Raw genomic sequence first — 26,118 nt, 5'->3', positions numbered from 1 at the left:
GTCAGTCCAAGCCGTAGCGAAGCAATCTTTCAGGTACGGCATGGGATTCCAGTCAAAGTTTAGATTGCCGCGATGACAGATCTATGTTGCAGCCTCATACTAAAACCAGGCTTAACTCCTGATTAAACGGAAGCTAGGCCTGGTTTCCTTTATTTATTTGCACTGCGTCCTCTGGTCATTATGCAGTCGATGCCTTTAAACGGGGAGCGAATGATTATCTGGATTAAAGTGCGAACTTGCCGATTGCGGTCTGGAGCTGCTGAGACAGGCGGGACAAGCTTTGGCTGGAAACAGTCATTTGTTCTAAGGCGGCGGATTGTTCTTCAGTTGATGCCGAAACCGTCCGGACTTGATTGGCAGTGCTTTTGCAGATCATATCGATTTCCCGGATGGAGGATACGATCTGACGGCTGCCACCGGCAATTTGCTGCATTGTTGTTGACATTTTTTTCACTTGCAGGGATACTTGCTGCACCAGACCGGCGATTTTTTTAAAAGAGTTGCCAGCGGTATTGACTACCGCCGTCCCGGTTTTTACTTCACTGGTGCCGTTGGTCATGGCTTGAACGGCGGCAGCGGTATCGCTTTGAATGTTGGTAATCAGGCCGGTAATTTGGTTAGCCGCTTCCTGGGACTGTTCGGCTAATTTTCGTACTTCGTCAGCAACAACGGCGAATCCCCGACCCTGTTCGCCGGCCCGGGCGGCCTCAATGGCGGCATTTAAGGCCAGCAGGGTGGTTTGACTGGAAATGTTGGCGATGGTATTTACAATTTGTCCGATCTCATTGGAGCGTTCGCCAAGTTTGCTGACTACTTTGGCGGAATTTATTACGGTAGATTCAATGTGAGCCATTTGACTGATGGCTTTATCCACGGCCTGTACTCCGGTTTGGGCTTCTAATGCTGTTTTGTCGCTTAGGCTGGATACTTGGTGGGAGGTATCGGCGGAGTGCTGGATGCCGGATGATATTTGTTCAATAACGGCAGTGGCTGTATCAACCGCTGTTACCTGCTTTTCCGATCCCCGGGCTACAGTAGTGATGGAAGCGGCGATTTGATTGGCGGCGTCGGTCGATTGCTCGGAGCTTGCGGTAATTTGCTGGGCGGAGGCAGCTACCTGTTCAGCCGATTGGGCGACTTCATTGATGAGGGAGCGGAGACTGTGGGTTGTGGCATTAAGGTGTATGCCCAGCTGCCCGATTTCATCATTATCGGTAACGGCAACTTCACTGGTCAAGGTGCCGCCGGCAACCGCTTTGAGAACCGTATTCACGTTATTCAGCCGTTTGGTGATCAATCGAGCCACCCCGATGCCGGTTATGAGGGACAGGGCCAAAGAGATCAGCGTCAGGATGATGATCATGGCAGCGGCAGCCCAGGCGTTCTGATTGCCTTGCTCATCGGCTGTTTTACTGGCCTTATCGTTAGAATCTGCCAAATCCTGCAGCAATGCATTGAGTTGATTCAGGTAAGGATTTGCGCTCTGGAGATAATAGATGTACGCTTCATTTCGTTGGCCGGTTTGGGACATAGCAATCGCATTCCGGCATTCGCTGCGGTAGCCTTGGATGAGACTATGTATTTTGTCAACTCGTTCCCGTTCATCGTCGGTAAGTTTACCATGCGCATAATCGGCCAAGGTTTTATCAGTTTCTGCCGACAGTTCTTTTAGGGTCAAAGATCGCTGCTGAGCCTTTATCGGATCAGTATTAGTCAGAATTTCCTCCAGGATGATTCCATTCACCTGGCGGAAATTGGCTCGGGATTCATTGAGGAGCTTTATGGGGACTAAGCGGTCCTGGTACATTTCATCCATACTATCGCTCATTTGGGCGGTGTAATGATATCCGAGTGCTCCCACACACACTAAAAATATAGACGGAATAGCGATAAATACCATGATCTTGGTTAAAAGGTTAAAATTTTTTAAAAAGGTCATAGTTGTTCACGTCCTTGTTTTTTGCTGAACAGGGGAAAATGGTTCGGCAAAGTAAATTTATTGAATTCCCAAAATATGAAATATTACCAATAAATTGTTGATTCGCCAAAATTACTATAATTCCTTTGCGAATTAAATGAAAAAGGTAAGGTGCAGTTTCAGCATGTGAAATAGTTTTGGATGAGGGAAAAGTGACTGAAGCTTTAAGCGCTAAGGCATAGTGAAACACAAAGGCTCTCCTGGCAATTGTTGCTGGGAGAGCCTTTTATATGCGCTGCAGAATATACTAGAGCACGCATTGTACGCAAAGGAATAGAGTGGGAATATGTATCTGAGATGGATTTAAGTGTAAAGACAGGTTAAAGCGCGAGTAACACACAAGGCGGTACATCAATGACGAAAATGAGGCAATATAATACAAAAAACTTATATTTCTCAAAGCGAATCACAAAAGCCCTGAGCGGAGTATTCGATTATCCGCTTACCACTGTCGAAGCGCCAATGAAAAAGATTCCCGTTATAGGCAGAATATGTATCAAAAAGCAGCCGGGCGGTTCCTGAAAACCGGTGACTATTTTGCGCCCGATTTCTGCAAATGCGCCTTGCTTTTATGCACGGTGATTTTGCCTTCCTATTGGAGCTATTGCATACAATGCGCAGCGAGCTGATCGATAAAAAGAAATATGTCAATGAACTGTTTCAACTGGTCCAGAAATAGTATATTTTGGAGACGAAGTAATATGTAACAGCTCGCTAGGAGGCACGGAACCCCTTTCGATTTTAACGGACCGTTACTGTGTCTTTGTAACAATTTTTGGGAGTCTCAGAGAGACAGACACTCTAAAAATGCCTTCCGCAAAGGAAATAAAGCAATGACCCTGATATTTGGCAGTTAGTGATTTTACACTGGGAATGCCGATTCCGTGTTCAGGGCCTTTTTCGGAGAAATAAGAACCATTATCCTGATGCTGAACGAGACCGCGAAATGAATTCGCAATTTTAATTACTAGATATCCCTTAGTTATTGTAGTTTTAATGTCAATGAAACGCGGTTCAGAGGTATTCATTTTACTGCAGGCCTCGAGGGCGTTTCCCAAACAGTTACCGATAATAACGCATAGTTCTAACTCATCAATGCCTAAATCGTCAGGAATATTGAGATTGGTGACAACGGAGATGCCTTGTTGCTTAGCCAGTTTTAAGTAATGACAGATGAGCGCATCGGCGGATTGGTTGCGGCACACGGAGGGGATCGCACTATCGTCGTAGAATTTACATAGGTGGTTCAAATATTTTTGCGTAGCAATAACATCTTTTTTAGCCAATAATTCTAACATTGTTACCAAATGATGGCGTAAGTCGTGGCGGGTTGTTTTTGCCATGGTAATACTTTCAGTTAGATTGCTATAGTGGTTACGCTGCATAGCTAATTGTTTCTCAAGCTGCTGCTGACGTCTGGTCCGATCTATGGATAGAGCGATTAGGTAATAGGCAAAGAAAATAATTATAGTAGATAACACTATGGGGATAAAAGTAGATAACACATAAGTTCCTTGTACACCATAGAAAGCCAGTAAGATGAAAGACAAAATGGGAAAAAAGACAAAACTGTGATTTTGCTGATTTATGATCCCGATGATATTTTTAATAATGGGTGCTGCGTATTTTTTTATCAATGGTAACAATGCAAATTCAAGTAAAAGGCCTAAAATAACCCAAGTATCGGGTATAGTAGGAGATAAAAATCGATCGATATGCATGAAGATTAGGTAATTAAACTGTGTCAGAGAATAAATCAAGAAGAAAACAAAAACGATAGCATTAAGTTTTTCCTTAAAAAGCAGCGTACAAGGAATCAGATATAATGGTCCGGTTATAAAGCCGCGTAACAAAAAATTGGGTGCTAATGGTTCCAAAAGAATGCGCAGCCAGTGTACAGTAAACCCTGCGGCAATAAAGGCTATGGCTTGAACCCATAAAGAACGTTTCGGTGTTAAGAAAATATGTAGAAGCAGAATATTCGTAGTTAGAAAGATAATGTCCGTTAAATATAGTACTACTACTGTAGTTTCTAGCATATGGCCTCCATAATTAAATAGTGTATTTAACAATAGCCTTATAAAAGCAATAGTACATTTTTACTGAAAATTACTATTATGATTAGCGGGTGAGAAATTATGTTATTGATAGCGGTATGTGACGACAATAAGGCAGATAGAACTCAAATATGTAAGACGATTGAAAGCCATTTGCAAAATCAACATATAAGCAGCAAAATACTTGCCTATGATAGTGCTGAAAAGCTAATCTCGGTGGTAGAGAACAAAAGCCCGGGCTTTGACATTATATTTTTGGATATAGTTATGGGCGATATGAATGGCATGACTTGCGCACGGTTAATCCGTCAGCAGGATAACAGGGTTAGAATTGTATTTTTAACAAGTTCTACGGAATATGTCTATGAAGGGTATGAGGTAAATGCTGCGGGCTATCTGGTTAAACCTATAAATGAACCGAAGATAATCGCTTTTCTGGAAAAAACAATTGCCCAGCTAGAAGATGCAGCTAAAGAAAGCATCATGATTACCAGCGGTGGTGTAACAAAGCGAATACCGATGCAAAATATTCTTTATCTAGAAAGCCAAAAGAATAAGGTCGAGATTGTTTTAGCGCCTGCAGGCGAAAGAGTAGCTATTTATACTACGTTGGATGGTTTCGAACAGTGCTATTTATCAAAAATGTGGATTCGTCCGCATAAAAGCTTCCTTGTCAATTTTCAGCATATTGAGCAATACACTGGCGATAAGTTTGTGTTAAGTGATAGCACAGTCATCCCCGTCAGCCGGACTTATAAAAACAAGGCCAAGGAAAGCTTTTTCGCTTGGCTGAATAGCATATAGTGAATATTTGCCTGGGAAATATTTTGCCATGTATCACCACGATACATGGTTTTTTAATTATTTTCGTCAATTTTCCTAGAAAACCTGCGAGTTTTCCTTAATTAGTTAAAAATTATGGAAATTTTGTTATAATTTTATTTAAGAATAGGATGTTTATGGAAAGTAGAGATAATAGCAAAGTTTATTTTAACGCTAGATTGTCGGGAATATCGGTGAGATGCCGGTTTATGTTTATTACGGAATGTACAGTGCGGGCGGAGAGGGAGGAATCATGTATGAAAATACAAAGAAAGTGGCGCAGAGCCTGGAGTAGAGGAAAACCGTCGTTTATGTCCTATAGAAGGAAACAAAAGGTGCATAAACCACAAAGGCAATATCAAGCCAGGCCAAGGTATTGCAATAAGCTTTTGGCACGAAAAATTGCTGCTGCGCTGCTAGTAGGAATGTTCTGGGGGAGTGGATCGCTGTCGTTTGCCGCAGAGCAGATCGTCATTGACGGCAAGACGCATACGAGCCTAACGATCAAGGATAAAATCACCGATGTAACTACAACGACAATCAGCAAGCAGAATGCATTTAATTCGTTTACCTATTTTAACGTATTTAATGGAAACACGGTTAATTTGTATCTGCCAGGTGGGACAAGCAACCTGCTAAACTTCGTTCACGGCAGTCGGTCGCAGATCGACGGCATGCTGAATTCAATAAAAGATAATCGTATTGGCGGTAATGTATACTTTTTAAATCCATATGGAATGGTGGTCGGAGCTAGCGGCGCGGTTAACGTGGGCTCCCTGTCAGTCATTACGCCGACTAAACCGTTTATGGACAATTTATTCGATAAATATGGTAATCCATCTGATGCAGGAACAGCAATGATTTTGAACGGCAGCGTTCCTGTGGATGCGAATGGCTTCGTAACGGTTCAGGGAAAAGTGAATGCCGTTAAGGATATTCGGTTAGCAGCCGGAACGATTGTCAATAGCGGCACCATCATGTCTGGCGCGGCATTTAAGGTAAATAAACCGAATTTCAGCGACGTAGTGAACGTAAGAGGCTTAGATGGTGCGGCAAAGGTTTCAACCGAAAATGGTGTTATTGAGATTGTGGCAGCAGGCGATATAACGAACAGCGGCATTGTTGCAACTGACGGCGCAGCCAATTTAGCAGCAGGGACGATTACGATAAAAGCCGGTCAGGATATCAACCTGCAGTCCGGCTCGGTCATATCCGCTAAAGGAAACGGAGTCAACTCTGCAGGTGGTAGAGTTGACAGCTTTGCCGGCCGCAGCGCGACCTTCGCTGACGGTGCAATTATTGATGTGCGCGGTGGAACAACCGGTGACGGCGGTAGTGTGGAGTTCAGCGCTAAAGATAAAGTGACGCTGGCAGGCGGGGAATTTAGGGCATGGGCTGAGCAAGGCAAGGGCGGTTCAATTCTTGTTGATCCCAATGATGTCGAAGTGGTAAAAGACAATCAATATACCCAGGGCGCAAACTATTCATTGATTGCAAATAATAGCATTACTGTGGCACAAGACATTACTATTTCAACACGCCAAGTTGATGGCGGCATCTCTGCGGATCAGATGGCGGCAGCATCTGTCGGCAACTCGGGCAAATTGACGCTGGAAGCGCCCAATATTACATTAAACAGCGGTTCACGCTTGCTTGCTCATGCAACTGGCGTCTATGCGGCCGGTGACATCACTCTCAATGCTACCGATTTACTAGGAAATGGGGCAGCGATCAGTCTGACTGGAGCGACTGTTAAGGGTGGCAACGTCAGTTTTAATGCTGCATCAACATATAGCAACAACGCTATATTGGGTATTGACAGTAAAACGCCGTCTGCTACTATCGACGTCAAGGATAGTTCCATAGTGGCAAGTGGCGATGTAAATATGAAGGCAACTGTCAATGTAGACATTACTGCTAATACACCAGACTTTCTTGCCAATTTGACCGGCGATTCGGCCTTTGCCGGTGCGACGGTGGACAGCACTGCCCGTGTAAAGCTTGATGGGACAACGGATGTTAGCGCAGCCGGGGCAGTCAGCTTGGCCGCCAAAAATACAGTTGATCTTACTGTTTCGGCTAAGGCCGCAGACAATTCAGGTGATACCGATCAAACCAATAGTGGTAATAACGCAGGCGGCGGTAGTCTCGGCTTTGGCGTTATCCACAGCACGACCGAGGCGGGTATTGCCGGACAAACCAAAATCAGTCAGTCTCAATCCATTGACATCAACGCTTTTTCATCAAATGCAGTGACGACAGAAGCGATCTCCTCGGTCAGGGGTGCACAAGCGCAAACCGGAACCGACCCTAGCGAAACACAAAAAAAACTTACGGAATATCAGGATGATGCTAAGACCAGTGATGGATCTGTCACTGTGGCCGCGGCATTGGGAATAAATGATATCACCAGTGTTACGAAGGCCTATATGGAATCGGCAGCCGCATCAACTTCAACAGGTCAGGCTCAGGTGACAAGTAACGCCGTCAATCAGTCCGCAGTTACCGCTGACGGCAGCGCTGTGGAAGCGGGTGCCACCGGCGTAGGTGTTGCGGTAGGTATCAATAAGGTATCGTCAGATAATAAAGCGTATGTTAACCAAACTGTAGAAACTTCCGGATTGTCAGTCAAGGCGCTAATGAATAAAGCTGATAATTCTCCGGCGACAAGCAGCCTTACGACAAATGTTTCCTCAGGCGCAGGTGCAGATAATGTTGGCGTTGCGGGCGCACTGGCTGTTAACGTGAATGTTAATGAAAGCAATGCTTCCATCGGAAGTTTAGGCAATATACAGACAAGCGGGAATGTCAACATAGCTGCGGATAATAGAAGCGTAAGCACAGCTAATGCACTGCCTTCAGGAACCGCTTCAGGCGACAAGGTTGGTGTAGGTGCATCGGTTGCGGTTAATATCGGAATCAATCATGTTGCTGCGGAAATTGAAGATAGTGCTCTGATAACCGGTGCCAACGATGTGAGTTTGGCAGCAACGGGAAGTCACACTCTGACCACCGAAGCCAAAGCGGGCTCAGCCGGGAACATCTCGGTTACGCCGGTAGTGGCCTTAACCATAGCCGACAACCAGGCGTCAGCCAAAGTGGGCAGCGGCGATCCTTTAAATATAACCGGAGATCTTACCGTTAAAGCGGATAATGCCGGCAGCAGCACAACCACGGCGGAAGGCCAGGCAGACGGTGAAAAAGCCGCAGTCGGCATTGCTATCGGTTTAACAGTGGCTGTCGATGAGGCAGAAGCTACCACCAAACGGGACATAAGAGCCGATGGCGGCGTCAGCTTCCAGGCTGACAACGCCAGTGCAGCCAAGACAGATGTTATCGCCAGCGCGGCAGGCGGTAAAGCGGCGAAAGATGACGGTAGTGTCCAAGATGGTGACAAAGATGTTAATAAAAATGTACAGGATCAGACAACTACAGTTGCGAATAAAGATGTAATTAAAGATAAAGCGTCAGACAAGGCCAAGGCAAGTCTGGCAGCACCGCCTAAGGCTGAGACCAGCGAAGGCTCTGTCAGTGTTGCTGCGGCAGTTGGCGTCAACATTGGTGTCTCTAGCGCTAAAGCCTATACACCGGATGGGATAGCCATTACATCAGGGAAAACTCTGGAACTCAAAACAACTAGTAACAGCGCCGCTGCCGCTACTGCGGAAGGCAAGGCTGTTTCGAAAGTTGATACTGACGGCAATAAGGTTGGCGTCGGCGCAGCTGTCGCCGTAAACGTCGCGACTGTGACTAACGAAGCTAAGCTTGGGGCAGCCAAACATAATGTCAAGGGTTTAGAGATTTCCGCCGCTATGCGGGATGTCGGCACAGTTGAGCAGCCTGATAAGGTAAGCAATTTCAGCGCACAAGCCACCTCAGGAGCAGGCGGGTCTAAAGTCGGCATTGCTGGCTCAGTTGCCATAAATACTGTCGTTAATTCGACGACGGCAGAAGTAGCAAGTGATGCGACAGTCGATGCCGGCAGCGGCGCTGTTGTCATTCGTGCAGAAAATCAAAGTGATAGCGAAGCCAAGGCTTTGCCAACGAAAGAAGGCGTTACCGGTGGAAAGGTTGGCATTGGCGCATCGGTCGCGATAAACACTGTAGTTGATAACGTCAAAGCCGATATTGACAAAAATGCAAATTTAACAAAAGCGGGTGCTTTGTCAGTCGTCGCTTCTTCTGACAGTGATACAAATACCGAGGCGACAGGCGGCGCTGCAGGCGGTGTTGCTATTGATGCAGTGGCTGCGGTAACCACACTGAATCAAACAACCCAGGCTACTATTGATACCGGCAGCCAATTGGACGCAGCTTCCATTGAAGTTCGCAGCACGAATAGCGGCGATCATACAGCAACCGCTACCGGCGATACCAAGTCTGACAGCGTCGGAATTGGTGCGTCAGCAGCAGTTATTACCAGCAATGGTCTTATTTCCGCGACAATAAACCGCGATGTTGTCTCCGCAGGCGACATTACGATTGCTGCCTCTGCTGACCGTTCCTATGAAGCAGTAGCTACTGCCAGTTCAAAAGGAGCTAAGGGGCTTGATGACGGAGAAACGGCACCCTCTGATCCTAAAAATGTCAGCTCTAAAGCGTTAAAAGACACTGCAGATAAGCAAGAAGGTACCAGTGGCGGCAAAAAAGTCGATGTCGCTGCTGCTGTCGGGGTGTCCGTCATCAATGATGATGTAGACGCAGGAATAACCGGCGGTGCAGATAGCGCGTCTAAACGTTTAGTCAGTACTGGCGGCAAATTAAGCGTCACCGCTGATACTACATCAGACTTTAGTTCCCGCGGCAGCGGCGCCGCGCTTGATCCTACAGCTAAAGCCGGCATCGGCGTCGGGGTTGGCATAAGTGTTGCACTCAATGATACAACGGCGTCGATTGGCGATAATACTACGGTAAAAGCAAAAGGCGATGTTAATATTGCTGCTGTATCGCTGCAAAATAAATCAGACAGCTTTGTCAATAAACTGTCGGCAGAAGGCGTGGCCGGCGCAGGCGGCGATAAGGTCGGCGTTGCCGGAGCATTGGCCGTTGCCTATTCACAGACTGTCACTCAGGCAGCGGTAGGAAACAATGTCAGCATCACCGGTCAGAACGGCGATGGGATCATTAATACTGCCGATGATAAGGCTGGCAATATCACGGTGACGACGGACAATACCAGCAAACTATCTGCCAAGGCGTGGAGTATTGCTTTATCGCAAAACGCAGGTGTAGGCGCTTCTGTTGCTACGATAGTTTCTGATAACCAGTACGTTGCTGCAGTCGGCAGCGGTGGCGTTATTGATGCCGAAAGTCTTAACCTGCAGGCTTACAACCATAAAGTAACAGGGCCTGATCCCTTTGAATTCAATACCGAAGATCCGCAAAAGCTGAAAGAATCGCTCACTGCTAAAAACCTGCAATCGATTTTAGGCCAAAACAATTACTATACAGAGGCAATTGCCGGCTCAGCCAGTGGAAAAGTAGCCGTTACCGGCGCTGCTGCAGTAGATTATTTTCAAGACCAAACCAAGGCATCTATCGGCAGCGGTACAACCGTTTCAACCAGCGATGCCGTTACTATTGAAAGCAGCAGCGATACTACCGCAAAAGCATTTGTCACCAGCGTGGCTTTATCATCCGGCAATGCAGGCGTTGGCTTAGTTAGCACCGATATAATTAATAGCAGTGAAACATCCAGTATTTTTGCCGGCGATATTAATCAGTCCGGCTCAGTGAGTGTGACCGCTGACGCCAAACAGGATGTGGGTGTCTTTGGTCTGGGCGGCGGCGTAGCAAATACCGCCGGTATAGCGGGTGTTGCTACGGCTGCTGTTTCTGAAAATAAAGCGTATGCCCAAGTTGTTGATAATGCAGAGATTGACACGACCGGTAATCTGACCGTACATGCGAACAATGACTTTAATGCTTTGAATGTTGCTGCTAGCGTTGCAGTGGGAGGTACGGCTGGAATTGGCGCTGCTATTGGCACAACTAACGTCCAAGATGATACACAGGCTTGGATTGGCAAGAATGTTGCCATCAACGCCGGGCAGGATACTAGTGTCACGGCTGCGGCTGCGGAAACCCTCCATACGATCGCTGCCGGCGGTGCGGGCGGCGGCACTGCAGGTGTCGCCGGTTCCGCTGTGGTTGAGACGGTCATTGTCGATACCACAGCATTTATCGATCAAGGCACAGTATTGACGGGCGGCAAGAATGTTAACATTCTTGCCAGCGATGACACAACGATAGCAAGCTTCGGCGGCGCGGTCAGCTTCGGCGGTACGACCGGCGTTGGCGCGGGTGCAGTAGTTGAAGTCATCGATAAAGATACGGAAGCATCTATAAAAGATTCAGAATCAGACAAAAAGACAATCGTTCATGCGGGAGAAAATGTTGTTACTCAGGCTCAATCGACTGAAAGCATTACTGCAGCGGCGGCCAGTGCTGCCGGCGGCGGTACTGCCGGGGTCGCCGGCTCTGGAGTCGTCTATGTTATTACCGATAAAACCAATGGCTATATCGGCGACAACGCGCAGGTTCATGCAGGTGGCAGTGCAGTAGCCTCTGCGTCAGACGATACTACGATGAATCTTCTGGCCGGTAATGTCGCTGTCGGCGGCACGGCCGGCGTCGGTGGCGCGGCCGGCGTCAGCGTCATTACCAAAACCACAGATGCGCATATCGGTAATAAGGCAGTTGTACAAGCCGATGGTGACGGTGATGCCGTGCAAGTTGCAAACGGTAAGTTTTCCACGGATAGTACCTATGTGCCGGGTACGAATGAGATTGCAGCGCCGGAGAATGACAGCATTACCGAAGCTCCCTTTGATCAAATAGATATTCCGGGTTTGACTAAGCCGGTTGTGGCGCAAAAACAGGACATCCATGGTGTTGGCGTCAGCGCGGTTTCCCGTGACACTGTCCGCACGGGCGCTGTCGGCGCTTCAGGCGGCGGTACTGCCGGCGTACAAGGCTCACTGGGCGCAAATGTCATCGTCAATACGACTAAAGCCCATATCGACACGGGCGCGGTTATCAACACTGCGGACAGCGGCGAACAAGCCTCCCAGTCTGTATTGGTAGCTGCGGGCAGCGATTTCCATCGCCTGGCGATGGCCGGTGCTTTCGCCGGCGGCGGCACAGCCGGCGTCGGTGGCGGGACAGATCTTGCTGTCCGCGTCGCCGACACGGAAGCCTATATTGCTGAGACGGCGCAAGTTATGGCACAAAAGGATATTGCTGTGACCGCAAACGCGGCGGAAAGCATTTTTTCCGTCACTGCCGTCGGCGCCGTTGGCATCAATGCCGGCGTGGCCGGATCATTGGCCGGCAATGTTCTGACCAATACGACGAAAGCCTATATTGAGGAGGCTGACACTGCGGATGCCAAAGCTGTCGTCAAAGCCGGCAACAATGTTCGCCTTGCTGCCGATGATGACACGAATATCGCCGTTATCGCCGGCGGGGCTGGATTTTCCATCAACGGCGCAGGGGTAGGCGGCTCGGCTGATGTGAACGTTATTACCAAAGATACGCAGGCCTATGTTGGTAAAAACGCTGAAGTTGAAGCGTTGGGCGGGGATTTAGGCGCCACTCAGACTGTCTATGCCGGAACCGATAATAAGACACAAGCCGAAGGCCAGCGGGCAAGCAAATCCATACAAGGGTTAGCTGTTCAGGCTGCCAGTACAGAAAATGTCATTGATGGGGTTGTAGCCGGCGGCGGCTCCCTTTATGCCGGTGTTGCCGGAACGGTCGTCGCCAACGTGATCAGTGCGGATACGGCGGCTTATATTGACGATAATGCCAAGATCACAGCCAAAGATGTGAGTGTGACCGCAGTTGATGATCTTAAGTTATTTTCTGCAGCCGGGTCTGCCGGTGTTGGCGCCGGCGGCGTGGCTGGCAGTTTTAATGTCGGCGTGATCGTAGGCGATACCACCGCCTATATTGGCGCTGCCGATGTGACGGCAGACAATGATGTGGATGTCAACGCCCTGGCGACGAAGGATATTCATGTCAATACAGTCAGTGCCGGCGGCGGTGTTGTCGGCATTGCCGGCAGCGTATCCGTTCTCGCCATCGGCGGCGGATTGACTGACGAGGCGCTTTCTTATCTCGATGTAAAAGATAAAGACGGCAAGTCAACAAGCGCCCAAGGCGATACCGATAGTAAAGTCCAGGATAACAAAGCTGAGTCGATGATTGGCAGCTATACATATACTTATAAAGATAAGGACGGAACGACCAAAAATATTGGGGAACAGGCTGGCAAGGCAGTAGGTGATAAGACGGCAGCAATTTCTGTTTCCAGTGTTGTAGCGAATAAAACCATACCGGTTTCACCGCTGCCTCACGGTACAGCGGCCGTGATTCGGGAAGGGGCGAAAATAAACGCCGGCGGTGATGCAGCCGTTAATGCACGAGACAATCTGCAGCTGCAATCTGCCGCCGGCAGTGTTGCCGGCGGTGCCGGAGCTTTTGGTGCTGCGGCGAATATTGGGGTTATTGATCATTTAACTGATGCGCATATTGGTTCAACAGCGGCTGTTAACGCGAAGGGTGATACAGTGGTTAACGCTGCAGCCGGTGAAAATCTAAACACCGTTGGGGTGGCAGGCTCGGCAGGCGGAACGGCTATTTCCGGTGCGATTAACTTGAATGTGCTGCATACGGCAACAAAAGCGCATATCGATCAAGATGCTGTTATTAATGAAACTGCCTATTCCGGTAAAGATGTGATTGTCAAGGCTTCCGATGCGACTGCGATTGTTAACATCGGCGGGGCGGCATCAATCGGTGGTTCCGGTGTTGGCGCTGGTTTGGGTATCGACGTTATTACGAAAGATACTCAAGCTTATATCGGGTCAGCGACAGACAGCCAGACTACAGTAAATGCCGACGGAAGCATCTTGGTGGATGCGTTGTCAGACGAGCAGATTACTAATGTTTCGGCAAGCGGAGCGGCTGGAGGCGGCAGCGTGGCCGGTGCAGGGGCTGTGGAAACGTTGAATGCAACGACTAAGGCATTTGTGGGAGATAGTGCGGTGCTGACCGCTGACGGCAGCATCCGCGTAGCGGCAGAGGATGACAATACGATGAATTTGATTGCCGGTTCGGCTGTCGGCGGCCTCGGGGCAGGCGGATCGGTCGGCGCGGCGGTCATTACAAAAGATACGGAAGCCTATATTGACAATAATGCCGATGTGCAGGCAAATGCTTCAAAATCTATTGACGCGGCTACCGGCAAATTTACTGAGCAGTATGCCGTGCAAACGGCTGAAGCTGGTGTAGTCACTGCACCGAGTTTGAACACGGATGATAAATACCTGTCGAAGGCAGATAATAAGGATTTGTTGACTAAGTTTCGCACAACGAGTGAAGAACAAGATTCTTTTTCAGGCGTAGCTGTAACTGCGATGTCAAAAGACAGCGTTGCGAATGAGGCTACAGGCGGCGTTGTCGGTACCGGAGCGGCGATTGCAGGTTCAGTGACTGTTGTGACAAATACCACTAATGCTTATGTGGATAATAATGCGAGAATCAATCAACATAACACCGATGCCACTGCAGCAGGGCAAGATGTGCGTGTGGCGGCTGGCAGCGACTACTATCATCTGGGAATAGGCGGTGTGGCAATCGTTGGTGCCGCTGCACTTGGACCGGGAGCAGATATATCTGTTGTTAAAAATGAAACAGAAGCTAACGTTGGCACAGGAGCGAGCATGACGGCTAAGGACAATATGTCCGTCACTGCTGATAGCAGCGAGACAATTTTATCTACCGCGGTAGCAGGAGCGGCATCAGCCAGCTTGTCCGTAGCGGGAGCGGTGGTCGTAAACTCTATTGACAACACAACTTTGGCACACATCGATGGGTCAGTCGCCGCAGATAACAACGTATTAGTCGCGGCAGCCGATGATACCGAAATTAAATCCATTGCCGGCAGCGCAGCTTTGGGTGTCGGCATTGCCGGTGTCGGTGCTTCGATTGATGTGAATCATGTAACCAAAACAACGGAAGCTTATATTGCCGATAACGCCAAGGTAGATGCCAAGGCAAATGCCTCCGGGCAGATGACGGTGTTTGACGGCGTTTCGGCCACCAACAGGGTGACCAAGAACATACAAGGCGTAGCGGTGCGAGCTGACAGCACAGAAGACATCTTTACTGTCGCTGCCAGTGGTGCGGTCGGAGCATTTGCTGGTGCGGCAGGCTCAGCCGCGGCGAATGTCATCAACGTCAATACCGGTGCGCATATTGGTGATGCGGATATCAATACGCTAAGCGGCGCTGGAAGCAACCAGTCTGTCAGTATAACTGCCGCCGATGACTTAAAACTGTTTTCTGTCGGAGGTTCGGTAGCCGGTGGTGCAGTCGGTGCGGCAGGTGGCGTCGATATTGGTATTATTAACACAGATACATCGGCATACATTGCCAACGGCGCAGCGATTCAGGCAAATAAAATGCTGGATGTGAATGCCCTATCTACTAAAGACATTGATAGTTATGCTGCTAGCGCATCCGGCGGTCTTGTCGGTGTGGCCGGTGGTGTCTCCGTATATTCCATTGGCACTGGGGTAGGAAATGATGCGAAATCCAGTTTAACCAGTTCTAATGGCGTAACTGCGCAGCAAGATATTGATAATCAGGTTCAAAATTTAGAAGTTTCCGCTTTTCTTAAGCAAATTGGTAATAGTTCGGCCAGCGATGCTGCAACGAACATTAGTGCCGCTACGTCAAATACCAAGGTGTCAGCAGCGGTTGAACAAGGTATTGCTAGTTCACGACCTACCTTCGTGCCGGGTGGAACAACAGCGCTTATTGGCAATAATGTCAGGCTGAATACGGGAAGCGTATCCGTTAATGCCAAAGAAAATCTTGATTTCTACCAATTAGCCGGCAGCGGCGCTCTTGGCGGCGCGAGCATTGGTGGGGCAGTGGGTATTGCCTCCATTAATGCAGATACCACAGCGTCAATTGGCACAGGAACGGTCGTCACCACTTCTGGTGGGGTCGCCGTTAATGCTAAGCGTACCCACAATCTGAGCAACGAGGCATATGCCGGTCAGGCAGGATTAGTGGCCGCTCTTGGAGCCGCGACGTTGTATCAAACCGATGCGAGCGATACCGTAGCCCATTTTGATGGGAAGCTAATTAAAGCAAGTGATGCAGCAGCACCTGATTTAGCTGTGAGTGCCGATGCATCTGATTCATTTTCGTCCCGGGCACTGAACGCCAGCGTCAGTATTGGCGGTGCTCTGGGGGCGGCAGTGATTCACAGCAATCTGAGCGGCTCTGCAATAGCTTATCTTGGCGATGGAGCCGAGATTGGTAAACAACAGGCGGTTCAGTCGGCAGCAGTAACCGCCAATGCAGCAGAGTTTGCGAGTGCCTATGCTACAGCCGGTGCCGGTGGCGGCATTGCCGGATCCGGATCGGATGCAAACATTGTTATCAACACGACTGCCGATGCGCATACTGGCGACAATGTTACGAGTAAGACTGTAGCGGACTTAAAAGTTGCCTCAGTTTCAACCGAAAAGGCACAAGCCCAGGCGGACGGTTTGAACGTTGGTCTATTATCAGTGGGCGCATCTCTTGCTTCGACGGATGTTAAGCCAACAATCACAGCAACGATTGGCAGCGCCAATGATATTGAAGCAAAAGACCTTTCCGTTACAGCTACACAACTGCTACCGGACAGCAATGTGACCGCTAAAAGCTATGCTAGTGCTGCCGGCGGCGGCTTAATCGGCGTAAATGCAACGCAAAGTACGGCTAATTTGAAAGCGACAGTCAGCAGTTCGGTCGGGGAAGATACTGCGCTGAATATCCGTAGCAACACAACAATTATTGCCTCTAATAATGAATCAGCTCAAGCGGACGTGACAGGTATAGTTGGCGGTCTTATTGCTATAGGTGCCAACAGTGCACAGGCCAGCACAGACAGTACAACAGCGGCTATGGTTGAAGATGGAGTTAGCGGTAATATTGGCGGAACATTACAAGTCAGTGCGGTAGCAACGGAGGATACTTATGCCGACGCTGTTTCCGGCAGCGGCGGGCTAGTGGCGGGAACAGCTGCTAAAGCCTCTACCATCAACAGCAGCACTACTAAAGCGGAACTGGGCGGAGGTTCATCAAACACCTTGCTGGCAGCGAACACCATTGCCGTTGACGCTACTCATCGAGCAACTTTCAATAGCAAAGTGGATTCAACAAATGCCGCTCTAGTCGGCGCCAGCGGCGCAGCGGCTGTTAATACGGTTAACTCTCAGGTGGATGCCGGCATTCGTGCCGGAGCGAATCTCACTGCTCTTAACATCAATGTATTGGCTAACAACATTGCACGGAAACCTCTTTTGGCAGACAATGCCTTCAATGTTTCCGCTGGGGCAGGCGGGCTGCTTAACGGTTCGGCAGCTTCCAGCCAATCGACGATTACCGATACTACCCAGGTAACAGTCGGTAATAATGCAAGGATTACGATAACAGGCGACCCGGATAATCCGGGACAAACAAACTTTACTGCGGTGAACGATCTGGATGCCCATGACCAGACCAAGCTGGATTCTGGCGGAGCGATTGCCATTGCTAAGGCCGAGTCAATTATTACTGCACCGGTGTTGGCACAAGTGACGATAGGCAGCGGGGCTTCTATGAACAGCGTAGGAACCATCAATCTCGGCGCTCGCACCAACGCAACCGTTGACACCGACGCGAATGCGAAAACCTACGGTTTGGCGGGAGCCGCCCAAGGGGCGTCAGCTTCCACAGTAGCTAGTCAGAATAAGATCATTGTCGGTGATAATACTTACTTCCGGGCGAATGGTGATATTAATTTGCTGGCTGGTCGGGATGGAGATGGCGTTAAGAATACCATCAATGCCAGTGCGCGTACTGACCTATTCAATAAAACACTTTTGCCGGTCAGTACCTCGCCGGGAGCGGATGCTTTGATTACACAAAATAATACGATCTCTGTCGGCAGCGGTGCCAATGTGCTGAGTGTCGGCGACATTAACCTTATCACTGATAAGGGAGCCGCTGTAGCCGATGGTCAGGGTGTCGGCAAAGACCTCTACCGTCAACTTGCCGCAGCTGTTGCCAACGCATTTAGCTCTTTAGTTGGTGGTGGTGAGGTATCGCTTGACATTAAAGGCGGAACTAGCAAGACGACAGCCAGCACAGGGGTCGTCGTGGACGGTGCGCTTCATGCCGGTATTCAAAATAAACAGCGGCTGGTGCTCAATGACGATCCGCGCAACGACTCTTTGACAGAAGCTAATTCGGGTTATTATACGCCAATCATCGCGGAGCAGACTGACGGTGTAACCTTTACCGCCAAAGACGAGAATTTAGTATCCAATGCTTTTACCCGCTTGGATAACCTGTTCAAATTGCGTACTGCTTATGCTAAAGATCCAACTGCATACGCAGCCTATGATTCAGAAATAAACTATATCTATCAGGAACTGGTTTCTCTCGGCTATGCGCAAGCTTTGCAAGACGCTACCGGAAATACCGTCTATGTAGCACTGAAAAATGTAAGAGCAAATTATGTAACTTTAGATGATATTAAAGCACGCAGCGGCGATATTACCGTTCAGGCTGACTATTTGTCCGGTAGCGGTTCCTTAAAAGCGCCGAATGATACAGAAATCACCATTATTAATAACAGCCGCAGCTTTCTGCGTGTCAATGATTTGACAATCGAAGATAAAGGCGGCAAATTGATTTTTAACGGTGGGCAAGTAAGTTCGTTGGCTCAAATCAATGATCGTAATTTGTCTGGAAGTCCGTCGGCTAGCTTTAGTAGTATTGAGGCTGCCGGCAGCGGTGCAACACCGAAGATTACCATACAAAACACCTATTCGCCTATATCCGGCGTTGCAGTGCCGGATATTGAACTGGTAGGAAATATCAGCAATCCGACTGGGACCATTATGGTGCAAAATAACAAGGGCAGTATCAAGCTATTGGGGCAAGATGGCAAGGCGGCTCCGAGTATTGTGGGCAACACGGTCAACATTTCGGCCGGCAGAGATGTCGTTCAGTCTTATGTTGACGGCATCTACAATGTCGGCGGTGATCCGCAGTCCATTTGGGCATCTGAACAGAATTCAGCTGAAGCAGGAAAAACCGACACGACATCCAATGCCTACAAAGCGGGCACAGGTTCAACGATTGCCGGTAATAATGTATATCTTAGCGCTCGCTATTTAAATATTAACGGTACGATTCAAAGCGGCATTCCCGACTGGGACGTAACTTTGGATACTGATTTGAATGCACGCATTGATAGCCTTAAACAGCAGTGGATAGCAGCAGGCAAGCCAAGTATGTCCAATTCTGCCAGTTTGACCAGTTACCGGTTATCCGATGGCGGTAACGGAAAAATTCTTGCTTACTTTAACCCTGAAACCAATCAGATTGTCCTCGATGCGGTCAAGGTGCAAGGCGGTTATGCTGAATTATCAGGTATCATTCTGAACACCGGCGGCGGCAATATCAAGGTGCTGGATGGTTACGGACGGATCAATGTGACTAATAATACGGGCTATGATATTGTGCTTAACGGAATGGATACCGGCAATATTGAAGGCAAGGTCCGGATTACTGACACCGGCAAGTCAGCGCAGGACGAAACGGGTGTATTGCGCCCGGTTGTGACTACCATTACCCGCGTGGGCAGTGATGTCCAAACTGTCCAGACGGCAGGAAACAAACAGCTGTCAGATCAAGTAACTGCTAATAGCCGAAGCTCCAGCTATGCCCCTCAGTCAGGTTTAGATTATGTTTGGAACCGCGGGCAAGCACAAAATGAAACTAGAGAAATTACTAAGAAAAGCGGCAGTTGGGCAGGGCTGATTTCGTGGAAGGACGCCACAACAATTTCTGATGTTACAGTACCTTCCGGACCTATTACCAATCTGCCGAACGGAACCTATGTGACTCAAACAGGCCAATCAGCCAATTATAGTTACGATTATAAGAATGTTAACACAGCACAACAAGAAAAGGCAGGTAGTTATTCCTGGTCTGAATCCCATGGTTGGTGGATTTTCGGTTGGACCGATTATTTTGTAAAAGACACGTATGTAAAGGGCAGCGAAGACATCCATACCCATTCCGTGAAAGCAGATTTCTCCATCCCCGTCAGTTTTATCGGCTATGACTCTGGGCAGATTAATGTAACTAGCAAGCAAAATCTAATTGTGGCCGGACCGGTGCGCAACTTAGCCGGTACGACTACGTTATCAGCCGATAAAGCCATTAGTGCAACAGCAGGATTAACCACAATCACCAGCCCCAATATTACTCTTACTGCCGGAACCGGTATCGGCTCCAGTCTGACGCCGGTGGCGGTGCAGCTTGCGGGTAATTCCGGAGCGCTGACAGCTACCAGTGCAAACGGGAATATCTACCTCGGTAGCTCTAGCGGCGATGTTCGGGTAAACAATATTTCCGCAACGAATGGTAATGTAAGTCTGACAGCGGATGGAAGCATCCTTCAGGCGGCAGCGGGCAATAATGCTGTGATCACAGGAAACCGTATTGATCTTGTATCTGCCTCGGGAGGTATCGGCAGTACCGGCAGTACGGTACAGGCGCTGAATGTGAATATCGGCAGCCAAGACGGCGCTGGCCTTAACGCTACTGCAGCTGCCAACATCAACATTCGCCAGGCTAGCGGCGATATGCGGCTCATCCGGGTTGAATCGGCCGGCGGCGATGTCAGTCTGGAAGTGGCTAACGGGAGTATGATTGATGCCAATCCGGAAGAGAAAAAAGACACACGTACCATTGCCCAACTGCAAGCTCTTTGGGATAATATGCTGCTCACCGGGACGGGAGCAACTACGAGCGCTGACAATACTGTCAAAGCCTATAAACAAGCCAAGCAGGCCGAATATCAAAAATACTGGCAGATGCGCAATGTTCGGGCGACGTATGATGCTAACGGCAACATCACTGGTTACCAGGCTGACGATTACTCCAATCCAAGCGGTGATGCCGAGTACCAGAGACTCCATGCTGCTTACGGCAATACCAGTTATAACCCATCATGGGTCTATGTCCTTACAGACAGCGAAAAGCAAAGCCTGACACAAGGATCAGCCTGGACAGAAAACGAATTAAATTACGCACTCAGTAGCGGTATTCTTTTCAAACAAACCACCAGTACCGAAACCCGGATCAAAGATCCCAATGTGAAAGGCCGTAATATTACATTGAAAGCGCTCAATGGTAGTATTGGCAAAGATTCCGGTTCTATCGTCATTGATGGAACAAATCCGGATGCATTAAAGAATGATGATGCGCGTATTGCTTTAGCGGCAGCTGAGTCTGACGATGTATCGGTGGATAATGACACGAAACAAATTACGATTCTCAATCGCTTGCCAATTAATATTTCCGTTACCGCTAACGGTACAATCACCGCGGAAGGGAAAAATAATGTTTACCTGGGTTCGCAAGATCCTATTTATGTGAAAACCATTAAAAGCGGCGATTCTATTCGTGTAAAAGGTAAAGATGGTATCTATAACGTAGCAACTGCAGGAGAGGCAGCCATCCAGGGCAACCGTACTATTTTGGAGGGCGGAGATAGTGGCATTGGTACAAAAGCTGATCCGTTGCTTATTGACCTTGGTGAACTATCAGCATTGACTGCCAGAGCAGGCGGTAATATTTACATTACCGAGAAAACAGGCAACCTTAATGTGGCAGAAATGTACAGTACGGGAGATATTGTCCTAAGAGCGGCGGGTTCGATCCTCGACAGTCGGGGAGATCGACCCATGGCCTTGGAAGGAGAAAATGTTTCTCTCTTTGCCGAGGGCGGCAGTGTAGGAACAGGCGATAATCCGTTTACACTGACGGTGAATCCATCAGGCAAATTAACTGCTTCGTCAGCTGATGGTTACGGCATTTTTGTTCAAAGCACCGCGAACATACTGAATGTGGGTGATTTGACCTCCGGTCAACGATTGTTTATTGACGCTGATGGACAGCTGGTTCTTAAAGGGGTGGTTAACGCCAATAGCGACATAACGCTAACTGGTGAGGCGGTTGACATGGAAGAGGGATCGTCGGCAACAACTAAAACGTCACCAATTTATGTAACCGCAAGTGATGATGCAACGGTTAATAATTTGAAAACAACTGGCTCTGTGTATATTACCTCCACAGGCGGTAAAATCAACCAGCTGCAGAAGGGAAAGATTTCAGCGCAAACACTGGCGGCCAATAGTAAAGAAGGGCAGAATATAGCCGGCGCCAATTCGGTTAGCAACTTCTCAGCCGCCAATACCGGTACAGGTGATATCGTTTTTGCTAATGCGGTCGATTTACTTAATATTACCGGGATTAATCAAAACAGTGGCAACGTGACCGTCACTAATACCGGAGCCCTTATTACCGAGGCAGGCGGTACCGTCAAGACAACAGACGGGAATATCAGCCTGACGGCAGCAGGCGGCAGCGAGACCATCAACGGCACAGTTAACGCCGGTAAAACCGGTACGGTAACCCTGACAGCAACCGGAGCAGCCAGCGATGTGGCGGTTAACGGAACAGTGGGAAGCGCCGGCGGGGCAATCGACCTAGTAGCCGCGCAGGATGTCCTGGTCAATGCCAAGGTGAACGGAATGGACGGCGATATTACCGCCCAGGCCGGCCGCGACATAACCATCAACAGTGATGTTGAAACCACCGGCAGCGTCAGCCTCAGCGCCGGCAGAACCATTGCCGAAACAGACAGCGGGAAGATCCTGGATGCCGCCTTGCTGACCACTGATAGCGTCACGGGTCAGAAGCTCAATCAGGCCAACACGGTAAAAACGTTCGAGGCAACAAACCAAACGAAGGGCGACATTGAGTTTACGAACGCCTCAGACACCTTAACCATCAAAACCATCAATCAAGCTAACGGCAAGGTGGATGTCACTAACGCCAAAGCCCTTATTACCGAGGCAGACGGCACCGTCAAGACAACAGACGGGAATATCAGCCTGACGGCAGCAGACGGCAGCGAGACCATCAACGGCACAGTCAACGCCGGTAAAACCGGTACGGTAACCCTGACAGCAGCCGGAGCAGCCAGCGATGTGGCAGTTAACGGAACGGTGACAAGCGCCGGCGGCGCAATCAAGCTGGCAGCCGCGCAGGATGTTCTGGTCAATGGCAAGGTGAGTGGAACGGATGGCGATATTACCGCCCAGGCCGGCCGCGATATAACTATCAACAGTGATGTACAAACCATCGGCAACGTCAGTCTCACCGCTGGCGGAGCCATTGATGAAACAGACAAAGGCCGCATCCTGGATGCTGCTTTGCTGACCACCGATAGTGTCAATGGCCAGAAACTGAATCAGGCCAACACGGTAAAAACCTTCCAGGCAGCAAATAAAACGACCGGCGACATTGAGCTTACGAACACGGCAGAAACACTGACTATTAAAACCATCAATCAGGCTAACGGCAGTGTTGATGTCACCAACACCGGCGCCATCATTAGCGTGGCAGGCGGCACCGTCAAGACAGCCGACGGAGCTATCAGCCTGACGGCGACAGGCGGCAGCGAGACCGTCAACGGCACAGTCAGCGCCGGTGGAACCGGTACGGTAACATTGACAGCAACCGGAGCAGCCAGCGATGTGGCAGTTAACGGAACAGTGACCAGCGACGGCGGCGCAATCAAGCTGGTAGCCGACCAGGATGTCCTGGTCAATGCCAAGGTGAGCGGAGCGGACGGCGATATTACCGCCCAGGCCGGCCGCGACGTAACCATCAACAATGATGTTGAAACCACCGGCAGCGTCAGCCTCAGCGCCGGCAGAGCCATTGATGAAACAGACAAAGGCCGCATCCTGGATGGTGCCTTGCTGACCACCGAGAGCGTCACGGGTCAGAACCTGAATCAGGCCAACACGGTAAAAACCTTCCAGGCAGTAAACAAAACGAAGGGCGACATTGAGTTTACGAACGCATCAGATACTTTAACCATCAAAACGATCAATCAGGCTAACGGCAAGGTTGATGTCGCTAACACCGGAGCTATCGTTACCGAGACCGGCGGCACCGTCAGGACAACCGACGGAGCTATCAGCCTGACGGCGACAGGCGGCAGCGAGACCGTCAACGGCACAGTCAACGCCGGCGGAACCGGTACGGTAACCCTGACAGCGACAGGCGCGGAAAGCAATATGGCAGTTAACGGAACGGTGACCAGCGACGGCGGCGCAATCGAGCTGGCAGCCGCGCAGGATGTCCTGGTCAATGCCAAGGTGAGCGGAACGAATGGCGATATTACCGCCCAGGCCGGCCGCGACATAACCCTCAGCAATGATGTACAAACCACCGGCAAGGTCAGTCTCAACGCCGGCAGAGCCATTGATGAAACAGACAAAGGCCGCATCCTGGATGCTGCTTTGCTGACCACCGATAGCGTTAATGGCCAGAACCTGAATCAGGCCAACACGGTAAAAACCTTCCAGGCAGTAAACAAAACGAAGGGCGACATTGAGTTTACGAACGCATCAGACACTTTAACCATCAAAACGATCAATCAGGCTAACGGCAAGGTTGATATCGCTAACACCGGAGCTATCGTTACCGAGACCGGCGGCACCGTCAGGACAACCGACGGTGCTATCAGCCTGAAGGCGACAGGCGGCAGCGAGACCGTCAACGGCACAGTCAGTGCCGGTAAAACCGGTACGGTAACATTGACAGCAACCGGAGCAGCCAGCGATGTGGCAGTTAACGGAACAGTGACAAGCGACGGCGGCGCAATCGAGCTGGCAGCCGCGCAGGATGTCCTGGTCAATGCCAAGGTGAGCGGAGACAGCGGCGATATTACCGCCCAGGCCGATCGCGACATAACCATCAACAATGATGTACAAACCACCGGCAATGTCAATCTCAGCGCCGGCGGAGCCATTGCCGAAACAGACAGCGGGAAGATTCTGGAGGCCGCCTTGCTGACCGCCGACAGCGTCAAGGGTCAGAACCTGAAACAAGCCAATACCGTGCATGCCTTCAACGCTGGCAATAGCGGAACAGGCGACATTGAGTTTACGAACGCGGCAGATACATTAACCATCAAAGCCATCAATCAAGCTAACGGCAAGGTGGATGTCACCAACGCCAAAGCCCTCATTACCGAGGCGGGCGGCACCGTTAAGACAACAGACGGAGCTATCAGCCTGACGGCAGCAGGTGGCAGCGAGACCATCAACGGCACAGTCAGCGCCGGTAAAACCGGTACGGTAACCCTGACAGCAGTCGGAGCAGCCAGCGATGTAGCGGTTAACGGAACAGTGGCAAGCGCCGGCGGGGCAATAAAGCTGGCAGCCGCGCAGGATGTTCTGGTCAATGGCAAAGTGAACGGAACGGATGGCGATATTACCGCTCAGGCCGACCGTGACATCATTCTCAATAGTGATGTACAAACCACGGACAGCGTCAGCCTCAGCGCCGGCAGAGCTATTGCCGAAACAGCCCAAGGCCGCATCTCAGATGCCGCGCTTCTGACCACCGACAGCGTCGCGGGTCAGAAGCTCGCTCAGGCCAACACGGTAAAAACGTTTGAGGCAACAAACCAAACTAACGGTGACATTGAGTTTACGAACGCGGCAGACACATTAACCATCAAAACCATCAATCAAGCTAACGGCAAGGTGGATGTCACTAACGCCAAAGCCCTTATTACCGAGGCAGGCGGCACCGTCAAGACAACAGACGGGAATATCAGCCTGACGGCAGCAGACGGCAGCGAAACCATCAACGGAACAGTCAATGCCGGCGGAACCGGTACGGTAACATTGACAGCAACAGGCGCGGAAAGCGATGTGGCAGTTAACGGAACAGTGGCAAGCGCCGGCGGAACAATCGAGCTGGCAGCCGACCGGGACATCATTCTCAACAGTGATGTTGAAACCACCGGCAAGGTCGGCCTTACCGCCGGCAGTGCCATTGCCGAAACAGACAGCGGAAAGATACTGGATGCTGCTTTGCTGACTACCGACAGCGTTGCGGGTCAGGAACTGAAACAAGACAATACCGTGCATGCCTTTAACGCCGGCAATAGCGGAACCGGTGACATTGAGTTTACGAATACCTCAGACACATTAACCATCAAAACCATCAATCAAGCTAACGGCAAGGTGGATGTCACTAACGCCAAAGCCCTTATTACCGAGGCAGGCGGCACCGTCAAGACAACAGACGGGAATATCAGCCTGACGG

Annotated in this window: 4 protein-coding genes; 2 read left to right on the top strand and 2 right to left on the bottom strand. The window is 49.8% G+C overall.

Going from position 1 to position 26,118, the window contains the following annotated elements; genetic code table 11:
* Nucleotides 1–223: 223 nt before the first annotated feature.
* Together ABFC84_06435 and ABFC84_06430 are read right to left on the bottom strand one after the other, a co-directional pair.
* Complete coding sequence (locus ABFC84_06435; protein ID MEN6412391.1) at nucleotides 224–1,939, bottom strand: methyl-accepting chemotaxis protein; 1,716 nt, start codon at nucleotides 1,937–1,939, stop codon at nucleotides 224–226.
* 791 nt (nucleotides 1,940–2,730) lie between these two features.
* Nucleotides 2,731–4,017, bottom strand: coding sequence for an ATP-binding protein (locus ABFC84_06430; GenBank protein MEN6412390.1), 1,287 nt, complete (start codon nucleotides 4,015–4,017; stop codon nucleotides 2,731–2,733).
* Nucleotides 4,018–4,116: 99 nt separating this feature from the next.
* On the opposite strand from ABFC84_06430, the gene ABFC84_06425 reads away from it, so the two are divergent.
* Together ABFC84_06425 and ABFC84_06420 are read left to right on the top strand one after the other, a co-directional pair.
* The gene (locus ABFC84_06425; protein MEN6412389.1) at nucleotides 4,117–4,839 is read left to right on the top strand and encodes a LytTR family DNA-binding domain-containing protein; all 723 of its coding nucleotides are present in this window, start codon (nucleotides 4,117–4,119) and stop codon (nucleotides 4,837–4,839) included.
* 275 nt (nucleotides 4,840–5,114) lie between these two features.
* A partial coding sequence (locus tag ABFC84_06420; GenBank protein MEN6412388.1) for a hypothetical protein occupies nucleotides 5,115–26,118 on the top strand: 21,004 nt, incomplete at its 3' end.

The organism is Veillonellales bacterium (assembly GCA_039680175.1).
Classification (GTDB): domain Bacteria; phylum Bacillota; class Negativicutes; order JAAYSF01; family JAAYSF01; genus JBDKTO01.
This window is presented reverse-complemented; position numbering and strand designations above follow the sequence as displayed.